The organism is Streptomyces sp. NPDC048734 (genome assembly GCF_043198675.1).
Lineage (GTDB): Bacteria > Actinomycetota > Actinomycetes > Streptomycetales > Streptomycetaceae > Streptomyces.
The window spans coordinates 253207-267765 of record NZ_JBICUZ010000003.1 but is presented as its reverse complement, the minus strand read 5'-3'; the positions used below and the strand labels follow the sequence as shown (position 1 = coordinate 267765).

Sequence of the window (14559 nt, the reverse complement as noted above, 5' to 3'; positions counted from 1 at the left end):
GGTCTGACCCGGGCGGGCCGGGCGTCACGGGAGCACGGGTCCGGCCCCGTCCCTGACGGTCACGGTGCCCGCGTGCCGGTCCTGGTGGTGTCCGGCGCCGAACGGCAGCGGGATCCCGTTCGGGGGCACGGCCGACAGGAAGATGCCGATCAGCATCCCCGCACTGGCCAGGACCGCGACCGTGCGCAGATGCCGCAGGAGGTTCCGCCCCGCGGGCCGGCCGGGGTACGGCGTCACCGCTGCGGCTCCCGTCGTGTTCGCGGCGGGCCCGCGTCACGGGTGCGTCGGCCCGCCGCGCGGTCCGGGCCGGTCAGAGGTCGAACTCGTGGGGCGGCAGGTCGAGGGCGTAGCACGCCTCGCGGACCACGGCCTGCTCGTCCTTGTCGAAGTCGCCGTCCGCGCCGCCGATGACGATGCCGATCTGGACGACGGCCCGGGCCTCGGCGGGCTTCTTCCGGGCCTTGGCGACCTCCTGAAGGACGCTCACCTTGCCGAAGTCGAAATCGGCGGTGAGCCTGTCGAGGTTCGCCTCGAAGCGGCGGCGCAGGTCGTCGGCGTCGAAGTTCTGCAGCACCTCGTTGGTGGCGATGAGCTGGGCCACGCGCCGCCGTTCGGACGGGTCGACGGTGCCGTCGGCGGCGGCGACGAGCGCGCACATCGCCATGCTCGCGTCGCGGAAGGCGCCGCTCTTGAGGTCGTTCTTCCTCGCCACGAGCTGGGTCTGCATCGTCGACGCGGACTCCTTGAGGCGGTCCCACAGGGCCATGAGAACTCCGTACGGGTCGGTGAGTGTTCGCCCGGGCCGGGGCGCCGGGCGGACGTTTCTTCTACAGTGCTGTAGAAACCGATGGCGGGGAGGGGCGGCGAGCCGTGCCCGTCCGCCCCCTCCGGAGCCGATCGCCGTCAGCCCTCGTCCTCCTCGCCCTCCTCGTCGCCCTCGAAGAAGTCCCCCACCTCGTCGACGGCTTCGGCCGCGACCATGCCGCCGACGACGCCGACCGCGAGCCCGGCGGCACCCGCCGCGACGACGGTGCCCGTGCCGGGGCCGGAACGGTGGTGGTCCTCGTGGTGGTCGCCGTGTCCGTACCCGCCGTGGCCGTGCCCGGCGTACGGGTCGCCGTGGGCGCCGTGGGAGCCGTACGGCGCCCGGTGCTCGACCAGTCGGCGGATCCAGCCGTCGACCTCGGTGTTCCAGTCGCGGGAGTCGTGGTGGCCGACGGTGAAGCGGGTCAGCGCGTCCGGGCCGCCGGAGAGCAGGCCGCCGCGCTTGTCGGCCTCCAGCACGACCTCCATGCCGCCCGGGTGGGCCAGGAAGGTCACCTCGATCTCGTTGACCTGGTGCGCGTACTGCGGCGCCGGGGTCAGCTCGATCTCCTGGTAGAAGGGCAGCTGCTGGCCGGTGCCGCCGATGCGCCCGTACTCCAGGTCCGCGGACCTGAAGCCGAAGCCGAGCCGGCCGAGGGCTTCCAGGATCGCCTCCTGCGCGGGCAGCGGAGCGATGTCCAGCCGGTCCAGGTCGCCCTTGTCCCTGGCGCCGGCCACCGACAGCTCGGTGCGCACGCCGAGGACGATGCCCAGGCCCTGCCCGTACAGCTCGGTGACGGGCGTCTCCCACGGCAGCGTCACCGCGAACGGGACGCTGTGCCGCGCACCCGCGCCGAGCCGGAAGCCGCCGCCGACGGTGAACCGCTCGAAGGCGACGAAGCCCTCGCTCTCACCCTCGTCGTGCTCGGCCTCGACCCGGGCCACGAGCTCCAGGGTGATGTGCTCGATGTCGAAGTCGGCGTTCCCGCCCTCGAGGTGGACCCGGCCGGTCAGCGTGCCGCCGGGGCGGGCGGCTCCGGGGTCGAGGACCGTGTCGACGGTGGGTCCGCCCACGCCGAGTGAGCCGAGCAGTCGTTTGAACACCATGATGGCGTCCACTCCTTGTGCGTGCGTGCGTGCGTGTGTGTTTCGTCCGGGTGCGGTGCCGTGCGCCGGGGGTGGACGCACGGCACCGCGGCTGTGCGCGGGGGCGGCGCTACTCGGCGGCGTTCAGCGCGGCGAGGGCCTGCGCCCGGCGGACGTACTTCAGCTCGGCCAGGTCGGCCACGGTCTCGACCCCGAACGCCTCCCGGAGCAGCTCGCCGTCACGGTCGGAGACGCCCTTGAGCGCCCCCACCGGGGCGGCCAGGATCTCGGGCAGGCTCTTGTCCGCCCAGGCCTTGTCGAGCACCTTGTCCAGGTCGATCGAAGCCATGAGTGTCCTCTTCCGCGTGCGTGAGGTCCGGCCCTGTCGCGGACCTTCTACAAACGAGTAGAATCATAGGGCTGTCGCAGGCGGGGAGGGGCGCGGTCGGCGCCGGGCCACCGGGAAAGACCGAAAACGGGTGCTCGCGCCGCCTCGCCGCCGGCGTCTCCCGCCGGTGGCCGCGGGCCGCCGGGAGACGGCACGGGACGCCCGGAGACCGGTGCCGGCGGCTCGCCGGACGCGGTGTCCGGACGGGCTCGGGGAACAAGGTTTCGGCCAGGACCGTTTTCCGGATGACGTACACCTAGACAAGGAGCCATCAGTTGTCCGCCAGATCGACGGACCCCCCGGGGCACAGTCCCGGACCATCCCGCCAGGCACTTCCTGAGCACGGCACGCGGCGGGATGGTGTTCGATGAGTGCCGCGAACGCCCTCCTGGGCCTGCTGGCCGTCTTCGTCCTGACCGCGGGCACCGGATACTTCGTCGCCCAGGAATTCGCCTACGTCTCCGCCGACCGCCTCGCCCTCGCCCGTGAGGCCGCCTCCGGGGACCGGAAGGCCGCCCGTGCCCTGAAGGTGCTGGAGCGCCTGTCCTTCATGCTGTCGGGCGCGCAGCTCGGTATCACCGTCACCGGGCTGGTCGTCGGCTTCATCGCCGAGCCGTCGGTGTCCGCACTGCTGCGACCCGCGCTGTCCGGTCTGGGCATCCCCGGTGCCGCCGTGAGCGGCATCTCCGTCGTGCTGGCCTTCGTGCTGGCCACGGTCGTGCAGATGGTGCTGGGCGAGCTGGCCCCGAAGAACCTCGCGATCGCCGTGCCGGAGCGGCTGGCGAAGTCGCTGGCCGCCTCCACGCTGGCGTACCTCAAGGTCGTCGGCCCCCTCGTGCGCGTCTTCGACGGGGCGGCGAACAGGCTGCTGCGCAGGGCCGGCATCGAACCGGTGGAGGAGCTGCACCACGGCGCCACCCTGGAGGAGCTGGGCCACCTGATCGGCGAGTCCCACGAGCAGGGGGCCCTGCCCAAGGACACGGCCGCCCTGCTCGACCACGCCCTGGAGTTCTCCGCGCGGACGCTGGACGAGGTGATGGTGCCGCGGGCCGGCGCCGTCTTCGTCCGCAGGGACGCCACCGCCGCCGAGGCCGTCGGCCTGATCGCCGAGCACGGCCACTCCAACTACCCGGTGCTCGGCGACCACCCCGACGACGTCGGCGGCGTCCTCGGCGTGGCCGAGCTGATGCGCCTGCCGGCCGACCGCCTCGCGGGCACCACGGCCGGCGCCCTCGCCCGGCGGCCGCTGCTGCTGCCGGACACGCTCCCGCTGCCCGACGCCGTGACCCGGATGCGGGAGCGGGACGACGAGTTCGCCGTCGTCCTGGACGAGCACGGCGGTGTGGCGGGCATCGTCACGTACGAGGACATCGCCGAGGAACTGGTCGGCGACATCGCCGACGAGACCGACACCGTCATCGAGATCGCCGTCGCGGACGGCGGCGGCTGGCTGGTGGACGCCGGACGCCGGCTGGACGAGGTGGCCGGGGCCACCGGCGTCCGGCTGCCCGAGGAGGAGGACTACGACACCGTGGCCGGCCTGATCGTCGACCGGCTGGGCCGCTTCCCGGCCATCGGGGACCGCCTCACCGTCGAGCTGCCGGAGGGCGGCACCGCGGTGATCGACGTGCGCACCCTCGACCGGCACGTGCCCGGACGCGTGCGGATCGGGCGGCCGGTCCGGGAGAGCGGGGAGCAGGCATGAGTTTCCCGATGGCGCTCTTCGTCACCGCGCTGCTGCTGGTCGGCAGCGGGTTCTTCGTGGCCGCCGAGTTCGCGCTGGTCGCCGCCAAGCGCCACCGCATGGAGAAGGCCGCCGCCGAGGGCCGCAAGGGCGCGAAGGCGGCCCTGGCCGGCATGCGCGAACTGTCGCTGATGCTCGCCGGCGCCCAGCTCGGCATCACCGTGTGCACGCTGGGCCTGGGCTCGGTGTCCAAGCCCGCGATCTCCCACGAACTCGACCCGCTCCTGCACGAGCTGGGTCTGCCGAGCGCGGTCAGCTACGGGATCGCCTTCGCGGTCGCGATGACCGTGGTGGTGTTCCTGCACATGGTGGTCGGCGAGATGGCCCCCAAGTCCTGGGCCATCGCCCACCCCGAGCGCTCGGCGATGCTGCTCTCGCCGCCCTTCCGGGCCGTGGTGAAGACCGTCCGGCCCCTGATCTCGGTGCTGAACAGGATGAGCAACGCACTGGTACGGCTGTGCCGGGTCAGCCCGCGCGACGAGCTGGCCTCCGTCCACGACCGGGAGCAGCTCACCCACCTGGTGACGGAGTCCGAGCGGCTCGGCCTGATCAGCGAGACGGACTCGGAACTGCTGACCCGTTCCCTGACCGAGCCGCAGACACCGGTGCGGGAACTGCGGGTACCGGCCGCCGGGATCACCTCGGTCGACGGCGGCGCCGGTCTCGACGAGATCCTGCGCCTCGCCGCGGACCACGGCCGCACCCGGCTCCTGGTCCGCGACCACGACACCGTCCTCGGCTCCGTGCACGCCCGGGACGCCGTCGTGGCCCGCGCCCGGGGGCGGACGGTCACCGCCCGCGCCCTGGCCCGGCCGGTGCCCGAGCTGACCGAGGACACCACCGTCGCCGAGGCGATCGACCTCCTGCGCCGGCGCCGCGCCTCGCTCGCCGTGGTCCTCGACGCCTCCGGCCGGCTCACCGGCATGGTCAGCCTGGACGACCTGCTGGCGCGCTTCCTGCAGCCACAGACGGCCTGACGGCGAACCCCGTGTGCGGGTGCCCCGGCAGCCCGGGGCGCCCGCACACGGGTGAGAAGGGCGCGCCTTTGGGCCGGGCCCTTCCGGCGCGGGCCCTTGGGCCGGGCCCTTCCGCCGCACCTGCCCGCCGGTCACCCTGGCCGCCGTACGGGGAGGACCGAGCCGCCTCCCCGGCGCCCGCCCCCGTCACCCCCTCCCCCCGTCCTCCTCCGCCGCCCTCTCCGGCCCGCCCTCCGCGGCGGCCTCCCAGAGCCCCGCCGCCACCCGCTGCGCGAACGCGGTCGGTGACGGCTCGTTCGGCAGCCGCGCGGGCACCGTCGTGCCCTTCCTGCCGCCCGCCCGGTCGGCGAACAGCGCGACCGTCAGGGCGAGCCGGCCGTCGTACCCGGTGGTCCACACGGTCCGCCGGGTGATCCCGCCGCCCGCCCCGCCGGTGGTGAACGCCTTCGCCCCCGCCGATCCGGCGACCACGGGCGCCGGTCCGGCCCCCGACCGCGCGTCCGCCTCCCTCGCCTCCCTCTCGTCCAGCACGCGCCGCACCTCGGGACGCGCCCGGTAGACGGTGCGGCCCTCCCGCGTGATGCGCGCGACGGTGTACGGGGTGGCGTACCTGCCGTCCGCCGCCACCGTCGCGTACGCCGACGCCAGGCGCAGCGGAGTCGGCGCCGCCGTCCTCAGCAGCTTGCCCAGCGGCTCGCCCGCCCGCCTCAGCCCGCTGAACGGCTCCATGGCCGTCCCCGCCTCCACCGCCCCGCTCACCGCGTCGTTGAACGGCTGCCGCGCGTAGTCCGAGCCCCCGTGCAGCAGCCGCACCGCACCGTCGCCGGGCACCATCCCCACGACGGCCGTGTGCACCCGGACGCCCTTGCCCCCGGGATGCTCCCCGACCAGTTGCGCGGCGCGGTCCTGCGCCGCCAGGTCGAAGGTGGTCGTCACGCTGTAGCCGCCGCTCGCGAGCTGGTCCTCGGCTATGCCGAGCCGGTCGGCCGCCTCCCTGGCGGCGACGTCGATCAGGTACTGCCGCTGTCCCTCGGTCTCGCCCGGCGGATAGAACCGGAACGCCGGGAAACGCGCCGCGGCCCGCTGCCCGTCCGTGATGCTCCCGCCCGCCACCATCGCGTCGAGCACCCACTCCCAGCGGTTCTCCAGCGTCGCGGTCACCTCCGGATCGGAGCCCGCCTTCTCGTAGTACGAGGGGATGTTGACGATGGACGCCAGCGCGGCGCCCTGCGAGACCGTCAGGCTCCTCGCGTCCACGCCGAAGTAGTTGCGCGCGGCGGACTGGATGCCGGCGGCGCCCCGCCCGAAGTACACGGTGTTGAGGTAGCCCTCGAGGATCTCGTCCTTGGTGCGGGTGCGGTCCAGCTTGATCGCGATGAGCGCCTCGCGGGCCTTGCGGGACAGTGACCGCTCCGGGCTCAGCAGCGCGTTCTTCACGTACTGCTGGGTGATGGTGGAGCCGCCCTGCGGGTCGCCGCCCGTCAGCGTCGCCAGCGTGGCCCGTGCGAGGGCCCGCGGCGAGATCCCGCTGTCCGTGCGGAAGGAGCGGTTCTCCGCGGCGATCACCGCTTCCTGCACATGCCCGGGGACCGCGGACAGCGGGACGTCCTGCCGGTCGACCGGTCCGCGCCGGCCCAGGTAGGCGCCGCCCGCGTCGAGGAACACGGTGCTCTGGGTGACGGTCTCGGGGTGCGGCTTGGGAACGGTCGTCAGGTGGTACGCCACGACGGCCGCCGCGCACAGGCCCGCGATCAGCGTGAGGAAGACGTGGAACAGCAGGCGGAGCCGTCGGCCCCGGGTACGCCGGTACCGGATCCGCAGCGGTGTGCGCCGCCCTCCGCGCCGGAGCGCCGACCGCGTCCCCTGGCCCGGTCGGCGTGCCGCTCGCGCCGCTCCGGCTGTTTCTGCTGTTCCGCCTGTTCCGCCTGTTCCGCCTGTTTCGTCTGCTCGTGCCGTTCCCGGCCCGGTCGTCCCGTCGGAACCGTTCATATCCGCCGCCAGGTGCTGTCCGACCGTGCGGCGACCCTGCCCGAGGCGTCGTACACCGTGACGATCCGCTCGTCCCCTCCCGCGTCGAAGAGCATCCGCATGTTCCTCTCGGGCAGCGGTGCGCTCGCGTACCAGATGCCCCAGCCCGGATTGCCCGCCAGGACCAGGACCTTCGCGGTGGTCCTGACGTCCCCGGCGCTCACCTCGACACGGCCCGGCTCGCCGTTCAGACCGTGGAAGAGGCCCGACAGGAAGAACCCGCCGGGCACGCTGTCCACCCGCACGGAGACGCCCGGTCCGCCGCGCGGACGGTCGCTGTTGTCCCCCGGGAGATCCGTGGACACCGACCAGTGCCCGCCGTCGGCCGTCAGCCACACCCGCACCCCCCTGCCGACGGTCACCCGCTCGCCCGGCGCCACGACCCGGACCGGGCTCGACGCCGAACCGGCGCCGCCCCCCGCCCGGGCTCCGGACGCCCCGTCCTGCGCCCCGCCGCCCCCGACCCGGTCGGCCACGAGCGGGGCCACGGGCACGAGCAGCGCCGCGCAGGCGGCCGACACCACGGCGAGGCGCCGTCGGCGCCGGACGCGGCCCCCGGCCTGGAGATCGGCCAGCGGCACCTCGGACGGGACGACGTCCCGGGCGGCACGGGCGTACACCTCGCGCAGCCGCCCGGGGTCGCCGCCGGCCGCTTTCAGACCGTGTCGGAAACGGGCCCGCACCGTGCTCGCCGAGCAGCCCAGCAACTGGGCGATCTCCGCGTCCGCCAGCCCTTCCCGGATCCGCAGCACCACCACGGCCCGCCGCCGCGCGGCCCGCCGCCCGCGCAGCCGGCGCAGGTGACCCCGCACCAGATGGCGCAGCACGTGGAAGTCCCTGTCGTCGCGCGGGACGCGTCGCCACCGCGCGCACGTCCGCACCAGGGTTCTGCGCACCAGTTCCTCCGCCGCACGGGGGTCGTCGGTGAGCAGGCGCGCGGTCACGAGCAGCCGGGGCCAGTGCGTCTGGGCGTACGCGGCGAAGTCGTGGCCGGTGGGGAGCACATCGCGGGTGGGTGGCACGGGGGGAGGTCCTTAAGGCTCGGGAACTCGGTCGTGGCCGGACGGGCGGGCGTCCGTCCTGGTCAGGCAACTGCCGGGTCGTGCGGGTAGGTTGGGCAGCCGACGAGCCGTCACCGTCATGGAGGACGAGCCGTCACCGTCATGGAGGGGGAGCACGGAACCGCCGCGCGCCGTCTTCCCGGTGGGGTGCGCCTCGCCCGGTGCGACCTACGCGACCACGGGACCTGTACGCACGGCGGAGGCGGCCGGGTTGCAAGAAAACCGGGTCGCAGGAAAAAAGGACGAAGATTCCGGTGGGGGCATGACCGAGGACGAGTTCGACGCCTTCTACGCGACCGCGTTCCCCCGGCTGACCGGGCAGCTCTACGCCTTCACCGGAGACCACGGCGAGGCCCAGGACGTCGTCCAGGAAGCGTTCGTACGGGCCTGGGCCCGGCGGCAGCGGTTCCTCGCCGACAGTGCTCCCGAGGCGTGGATCCGCACGGTGGCCATGCGGCTGGCGGTGAGCCGCTGGCGGCGCTCGAAGCGCTGGCTGGAGCTGGTGCGGCGCACTCCGCCGCCCGACTCCACCCCGGGGCCGACCCCCGAGAACGCCGCGCTCGTGGCCGCCCTGCGCGAACTGCCCGAGGCCCAGCGGATGGCGATCGTCCTGCACCACCTGTGTGACCTGAGCGTGGAGCAGGTAGCCTCCGAGACCCGTGCGCCCGTGGGGACGGTCAAGGCGAGGCTGTCCCGGGGGCGGGCGCAGCTGGCGAAGCGGCTCGCGACGGACGAGGCCGACGGGCGGGCCGACGGGACCCCCGGGCGGGTCGACGAGGCCCGCGGGCGGGTCAGGAAGGAGAGCGGCCGTGGCCGATGAACTTTCCGCCGCGCTGCGCGAGTTGGCCGCGGCACACGCGACCGACCCGGCCGTCGGCGGCCCCGCGACACGGGCCCGGGCGATGCGCCGCGTACGCCGCCGCCGGGCCGCCGCGACCCTCGGTGCGGGGACCGCCGCCCTCGCGCTGCTGGGCCTCGCCCTGAGCCTGCACCCGGGCGGGGACCGCGACGACCCGGACCGACGCGGTCCCGCGGCCGTGGCCCCGCCCCGTTCCACCCCGTCGCCCGTCTCCGGCACGCTCGACCCGTACGGGCGCACCCTCACGTTCGGTGGTCGGGTGATGCCGATCCTCTCGGCATCCGAGGCCCTGTTCCGGGCCACGGGCCCGATGACGGTGGTCGCGAAGGAGGACCCGAAGGAGATGCCCCTCGACGTGCCCCGCGCGGGCCCGACCATAGCTCCCACCACGGTGAGCGTCCGGTACGTGGTCGAACTGCGCGACGGGGAGGGCCTGCCGCACTACGTCGGCCTCTCCTCCCCGCAGCTCAAGGACCTCAGCGACGACGACACCGAGGACGGCTGGATCGGCCTCGGCGCCGAGGACGCCGAGTGGTTCCACGCGCGGGTGCGCCCGGGCGACACCATGCCGGTGACGACCGCGACGACGCCGACGGCCACGCCCTCGGCCGCCGTTCCGGCACCCGGCGCCACGGCATCACCCCGTGCCGCCGGTGCCCGCGAGGAGCGCTGAGACCAGGCCCGACTGCGCGGCCGCGGCCCTCAGCGAACCGGCCGCCGAGGCATCGGTGGCCAGGCTGCCGACACCGACGGGCGCCGGTGCTGCGGTGACGGCCGCTCCGCTCGTCGCGAGCAACAGCTTCTTGTAGCGATCACGCCAATCTGACGAAGGCGTGCGGGGCCCTCCTCCTGGCGTGCGGGTGGGGCACCGATCGGGGGACGGGTGCCGAGCTGCCGGCCTCCCGGCAGGGTGCGCTTCAAGAGTTTCGAATGCGCTGTCTGACCTTTCGCGTCAGGCCTCGTCGCCGCCATACGGAAAGCGCGCCAGGAAGCTGCGGCCGCCCCGGCCGTCATGCCCCGCGGCCGGTGCCCCGCGGCCGGTGGCCGGCGGGCGGTGGCCGGCGGGCGGTTCAGGCGGCCGGTTCGGGCCAGGCCGCCATGGCGTACTCGGCCACGCGCCGCAGTTCCGCCGTGGTCGCCCCGTCCCGCGCCTGCTGTGACATGCCCTGCACGACCGCGGCGAAGTAGACGGCCAGGGCCCGGGCGTCGGCCCCCTCGGGAAGCGACCCGCGGTCCTTGGCGTCCCGCAGCCTCTCCTCGAAGGACCGGATGTTCGCCACTCTGCGCGCGCGCAGGTCCTGCTCGATGTGGGCTGTCTGCGGGGAGTAGTTGGTCGCCGCGCTGATGACCAGGCACCCTGCCGGGTGCTCCGGGTCGGTGTAGGACACCGCCGCCTCGTCGAGCATCCTCGCGAAACCCGCGCGGGCGTCGCTCTCCTGGGCGAGCGCGTTCTCCATGAAGGCGCCGAAGGTGCTGCCGTAGCGGTCGACGACCTCGGTGAAGAGGCTGCGCTTGTCGCCGAAGGCCGCGTACAGGCTCGGCGGAGAGATCCCCATCGCGGCGGTCAGGTCGGAGATGGACGTGCCCTCGTAGCCGTGCTGCCAGAACAGGAGGGTGGCCCGCGCGAGTGCCGCCTCGCGGTCGAAACTCCGCGGCCTGCCGCGCCTGGTCGTCGTCATGCCCGGATTTTACAGCGATCGCTACGCAATTCGCGTACAGTGATGCGTAGTCATCGCTACAGAATTACGAGGCGAAGGGGAGACCATGGGGACGCTCACGGGCAGGACGGCGCTGGTGACCGGCGGCAGCCGCGGGATCGGACGCGCGATCGCCGAGCGGCTCGGAGGCGACGGGGCGCTGGTGGCCGTGCACTACGGGCGCGACGGCCGAGCCGCGGACGAGGTCGTCGGTGCCGTCAGGGCCAGGGGCGGCACCGCGTTCGCGGTCCACGCCGAACTGGGCGGGGCCGGGGGCGTCGAGACCCTTTGGGAGGGCTACGACCGCCAGGTCCTGGAGCACTCCGACAGCACCGGCCTCGACATCCTCGTCAACAACGCCGGCATCACACTGCGCGGCGAGATCGAGGAGACCACGGTCGAAGCGTTCGACGAGACCGTCGCCCTCAACATGCGGGCCCCGTTCTTCCTCGCGCAGCAGGGGCTCAAGCGGTTGCGGGACGGCGGGCGGATCATCAACATCTCCTCCGGGGCGACCCGGATCGCGCTCACCGACATCATCGCGTACGCCATGACCAAGGGCGCCGTCGACGTCTTCACCCTCACCCTCGCCAAGGCCCTCGGCGGACGGGGCATCACGGTCAACTCCGTGGCCCCCGGCATCGTCGACACCGACATGAACGCCTCCTGGCTGCGCGGCGACGAGGCCGCGCAGAGGTCCGCGGCCGCGCTCTCCGCCCTCGGCCGGGTGGGCCGCCCCGAGGACGTCGCCGACGTCGTCGCCTTCCTCGCCTCCGACGACGCCCGATGGGTGACCGGGCAGGTCATCGACGCCACGGGCGGTTCCGCGCTCTGATCCGGTGGCCGGCGCCACGGCCCCGGAAGCGGGCGCCCGCAGGCACCCACGCTCGCCCGCACGCGTGTCCCGGACCGTCACGGGTGAGGACGGGGCACGGCGACGCCCGGCGCCGACGACGGCCGCGACGGATTCCGCCGCCGTCCGCGCATGGTCAGCCGTTCTCGAACCGGGGTGGGCCCGGGAACGGCGCCCCCGCCACTCGGTGCCGGATCGTGCGACGGCCTCCTCGCCCCGGCCCGCCCACACCGGTCGGTACCGCACCGCATCGCCGCACCGCACCGCATCGCCGCACTGCGACGGCGCGTTCCGGCCGGCCTGCGGCTCAGTGGTCGTCGGTGATGGTGGTCGCGATGCCGTTGCTGATCTCGACCTTCGCGGAGAAGCCCTTCTTGGCGGCCGCCTCCAGCTCGGCCTCGGTGCACTCGGCGCCGCCCTCGCCGCCCGGCCCGGTGTTCACGGCGTCGCAGATGTCGTCGTAGCCCACGATCTTGGTGTCGTCGGCGACGAGGAACTGCTGCTCGGTGCCCTTCATGTCGGAGACGGTGTACTTGCCGGGCGCCAGGTAGGAGACGTTGCCGAGCCAGGTTCCGTTGACGCCCTTGCCCTTGTCGATGCCCTCGACGACGGTCTCGCGGGAGTCGGAACCACCGTCGGAGCCGGACGCGGAGTCCTGCTGTGCGGCGCGGCGCTCGGTCACCAGGGTCGCGACGCCGTCCTTCATCTCCACGTCGGCGTTCACGGCGCCCTTCTTGAGGGCCGACTCCAGCTGGTCCACCGTGCACGGTGCGTCCACCTTGGACCCCGCGTCGCCGCAGATCGTGCCGGCGCCGTAGACCTCGGTGTCGTCGGCGGCCCAGAACTGCTGGTCCTCCTCGCCCGGTACGGACACGATGTACTTGCCCGGAGCGAGGTAGGTCACCTTGCCGTTCTTGAACGAGCCGCTGACGCCCTTGGAGCCCTTGGAGCCGGCCGCCTTCTCCACGGCCGCCGCCGCCGGACTTGCCGCGCCCGCCGTGCTCTTGCCGGACGAAGTGTCGTCGGTGCCGTTCTGGCACGCCGTCATCAGCAGTCCGGCGGTGACCGCGGCGGTGGTGAGGACGGCCTTGCGCAGGTGGCGGTTCTTCACGGGGGTTCCTTCCGAAGGCGGGATCAGCGGAGAGCCGGCGGCGCTTCCACCGTTTCCCCCTCTGCGATCGATATGAGGGCCCCCGGAGCCCGCAGGTCACGCCCGTCTTCCCTCCGGACCACCGCTGTGGCAGAACAGTGACACGGCAACACATCGACTGGGAAAGACAGTTGGCCGAAAATGCCCTGCCTCGCACGGACACGTGCACGCGCACGTCCCCACGCATCCGGTCGGCGCACGTCCGCGGCCTGTCCCATACCGCTCGGACTCCCCGTGCGGGTGGGAACCTGGACCACCCACCCCGCCTGCGCGCCCACCCCTCCCTCCGGCCCGACCTCCGCGGCCCTTCCCGGCGAGATTCCGCCACGAGCTGCGGAGCCGCAGGCCGACGCCAGGCCCGACACCGGAGGGGCGATGTTGTGCCTCGGCGTCAACTGCCGCGACCTGCTGTTCCGAGAGGCCGAGAAGCCGAGAGGCCGAGAGGCCGAGAGACCGTGGGGGCGACTGGCGGCGCCGGGCTGCTCAGGCCGGCGCCTTCCAGGCCGTTTCGTGCCGGCGGGCGTCTGAGGACCACTGACAACGCGGCCCGGAGAGTCGGCGGGGGGCGTTCGGGCTGATGGCAGATGATCCGGCTGCGAGGAGTGCGGCACGCGCCGGCCGTCGTCCTCGGCCTGACGGCGTGCGCGGTGGCGGACCGACAGCGCACCCCGCGCCATGGCGACCTGGCGCACCCTCGCGGTCGGCGCCCTGCGACTGAACGGCGCGAAGAACATCGCCCCCCGGCCGTCGCCGCAGTGCGCGTGACGCCCGCCGACCCCTCACGCTCCCCGGCCTCGCCTGAGCACGAAGCGGACGTCACTCGACCACGCCGAAGCCCTGAGGGTGTCGCAGAACAACTTCAGGCTTTGGTCTTGGCCGGGCGGGCTGTCTCGCGAGGCCATCGAGTGGAACGGCGCTTCGGCGTTCGTGAGTTGTTTTCCGACGGCTCCCCGGGCCGCTCAGGGGCCGACCGGGTCCGGCGCATGCGTTCTCGGCGTTCTATCGTGCCGAGAACGAGAGGTGAGGACGCCTCAGATGGTCGGGGTGTCGTCAACGACCGGCCTGTGAATCTCAATGACCGGCTTCCACCCCGCGGAGAACTCGATGAAGTCCGCACGGGTGGGGTAGGTGTCGATCGCGCGACGGTCACGCTTGGGGCTGTCGCTCCCCTTGCGTCCCCGGGGAATCTGCTCCTCGAAGATGTCGACCTTAACGTCGGGAACCTCCTTGAGGCCCTGGCGCCAGATCTGCACGACGTCGGCGCCGAACGCCTGCCGGGCCGCAGCGTAAAGGGCCGTGAGGGCCCCCCTGTCCCCACCAGGGACGAAAAGTGCCAGGTCCAGCACGACACCGGCGGACTGGAGGACCTCGATGGTCACCGAGCCGTTCTCGTCGGCCAAGTAGATTCCGGCTTCATTCTCGTCGTCGGGAAGGCAGGAGACCTCTTCCTGGAATACGGTTCTCGCCGTGATCGAGCCGCCCTCGAAATTCTCGCCGGACTTGGTCAGAAAAGCAGGGACATAGCAGTCGGGAAGCTTGAGTTCTGCCGTGTCGGCGGAAATGAATATCCTGTCCTTCACACCGAGCTTCGTCACCTCTTCCAGCGAGAGGCGGCGAGCGGCGATCTTCTCCGTGTTCACGATTTCCCTTTCAGGTTGCACTGTCCCTCCGAACAGGGACGCTACCACGAAACTCTGAGGTCAACTGCCCAGTAATCTTTGGGCAAATGGCCTCCGATGACCTGCACGGAGGATACCGAAGCGAGTGCCGCTCGGTCGGGAACGCGCATCCGCCGGGTAGTGTCCCTCGTCCCCGTGTCGGGGATCAACCGGCGGCTGCTTTTCGGTGCGTTGGGTAGCGCGGAGGAACTAGAAGATAGTTTGCGGTAGATACCGCCCATATCGCCTTCGGG

The 14559-nt window shown here is 73.0% G+C and carries 14 protein-coding genes; 5 read left to right on the top strand and 9 right to left on the bottom strand.

Features of this window, described 5'->3' with window-relative positions; all coding sequences use genetic code 11:
• Positions 1-24: 24 nt before the first annotated feature.
• From ACGFQC_RS10245 to ACGFQC_RS10230, 4 genes are all read right to left on the bottom strand, one after another.
• Entirely contained in the window at positions 25-237 is a 213-nt protein-coding gene (locus tag ACGFQC_RS10245; protein WP_363087530.1) for a hypothetical protein, read from the bottom strand.
• 73 nt (positions 238-310) lie between these two features.
• Complete coding sequence (locus tag ACGFQC_RS10240; protein WP_363087529.1) at positions 311-766, bottom strand: TerB family tellurite resistance protein; 456 nt, start codon at positions 764-766, stop codon at positions 311-313.
• Between the two features lie 137 nt (positions 767-903).
• A complete protein-coding gene (locus ACGFQC_RS10235; protein ID WP_363087528.1) occupies positions 904-1911 on the bottom strand; it encodes a sporulation protein in 1008 nt (335 codons plus the stop codon).
• Positions 1912-2020: 109 nt separating this feature from the next.
• Entirely contained in the window at positions 2021-2239 is a 219-nt protein-coding gene (locus ACGFQC_RS10230; protein WP_363087527.1) for a hypothetical protein, read from the bottom strand.
• A 406-nt stretch (positions 2240-2645) separates the two neighbouring features.
• Here ACGFQC_RS10230 and ACGFQC_RS10225 point away from each other — a divergent pair, with 406 nt between their 5' ends.
• Both ACGFQC_RS10225 and ACGFQC_RS10220 read left to right on the top strand, forming a co-directional pair.
• Positions 2646-3983, top strand: a complete 1338-nt coding sequence (locus ACGFQC_RS10225) for a hemolysin family protein (protein WP_363087526.1) — start codon at positions 2646-2648, stop codon at positions 3981-3983.
• Positions 3980-4999: a hemolysin family protein gene (locus ACGFQC_RS10220; RefSeq protein ID WP_363087525.1), complete on the top strand. Its 1020-nt coding sequence runs from the start codon at positions 3980-3982 to the stop codon at positions 4997-4999. The genes ACGFQC_RS10225 and ACGFQC_RS10220 overlap by 4 nt, the downstream gene beginning before the upstream one ends.
• A 186-nt stretch (positions 5000-5185) precedes the next feature.
• Here the strand turns inward: ACGFQC_RS10220 and ACGFQC_RS10215 are convergent, their stop codons facing one another.
• Positions 5186-6724 carry a transglycosylase domain-containing protein gene (locus ACGFQC_RS10215; RefSeq protein ID WP_363087524.1) on the bottom strand — a complete coding sequence of 513 codons (1539 nt, stop codon included), beginning with the start codon at positions 6722-6724 and terminating at the stop codon, positions 5186-5188.
• A 260-nt stretch (positions 6725-6984) separates the two neighbouring features.
• On the bottom strand, positions 6985-8049 hold the full coding sequence (locus tag ACGFQC_RS10210) for a sigma factor-like helix-turn-helix DNA-binding protein (RefSeq protein WP_363087523.1): 1065 nt from the start codon (positions 8047-8049) through the stop codon (positions 6985-6987).
• A 301-nt stretch (positions 8050-8350) separates the two neighbouring features.
• On the opposite strand from ACGFQC_RS10210, the gene ACGFQC_RS10205 reads away from it, so the two are divergent.
• Both ACGFQC_RS10205 and ACGFQC_RS10200 read left to right on the top strand, forming a co-directional pair.
• The gene (locus ACGFQC_RS10205) at positions 8351-8908 is read left to right on the top strand and encodes a SigE family RNA polymerase sigma factor (protein WP_363087522.1); all 558 of its coding nucleotides are present in this window, start codon (positions 8351-8353) and stop codon (positions 8906-8908) included.
• The gene (locus ACGFQC_RS10200; protein ID WP_363087521.1) at positions 8898-9620 is read left to right on the top strand and encodes a hypothetical protein; all 723 of its coding nucleotides are present in this window, start codon (positions 8898-8900) and stop codon (positions 9618-9620) included. The genes ACGFQC_RS10205 and ACGFQC_RS10200 overlap by 11 nt, the downstream gene beginning before the upstream one ends.
• Before the next feature lie 397 nt (positions 9621-10017).
• Here ACGFQC_RS10200 and ACGFQC_RS10195 read toward each other — a convergent pair whose 3' ends face one another.
• Entirely contained in the window at positions 10018-10626 is a 609-nt protein-coding gene (locus tag ACGFQC_RS10195) for a TetR/AcrR family transcriptional regulator (RefSeq protein WP_363087520.1), read from the bottom strand.
• Positions 10627-10711: 85 nt separating this feature from the next.
• Between ACGFQC_RS10195 and ACGFQC_RS10190 the strand changes: the two genes are divergently transcribed.
• Positions 10712-11479, top strand: a complete 768-nt coding sequence (locus tag ACGFQC_RS10190) for an SDR family oxidoreductase (protein WP_363087519.1) — start codon at positions 10712-10714, stop codon at positions 11477-11479.
• Positions 11480-11804: 325 nt separating this feature from the next.
• Here the strand turns inward: ACGFQC_RS10190 and ACGFQC_RS10185 are convergent, their stop codons facing one another.
• Positions 11805-12608, bottom strand: coding sequence for a hypothetical protein (locus ACGFQC_RS10185; RefSeq protein WP_363087518.1), 804 nt, complete (start codon positions 12606-12608; stop codon positions 11805-11807).
• 1070 nt (positions 12609-13678) lie between these two features.
• The gene (locus tag ACGFQC_RS10180) at positions 13679-14287 is read right to left on the bottom strand and encodes a hypothetical protein (protein WP_363087517.1); all 609 of its coding nucleotides are present in this window, start codon (positions 14285-14287) and stop codon (positions 13679-13681) included.
• Positions 14288-14559: the final 272 nt, after the last annotated feature.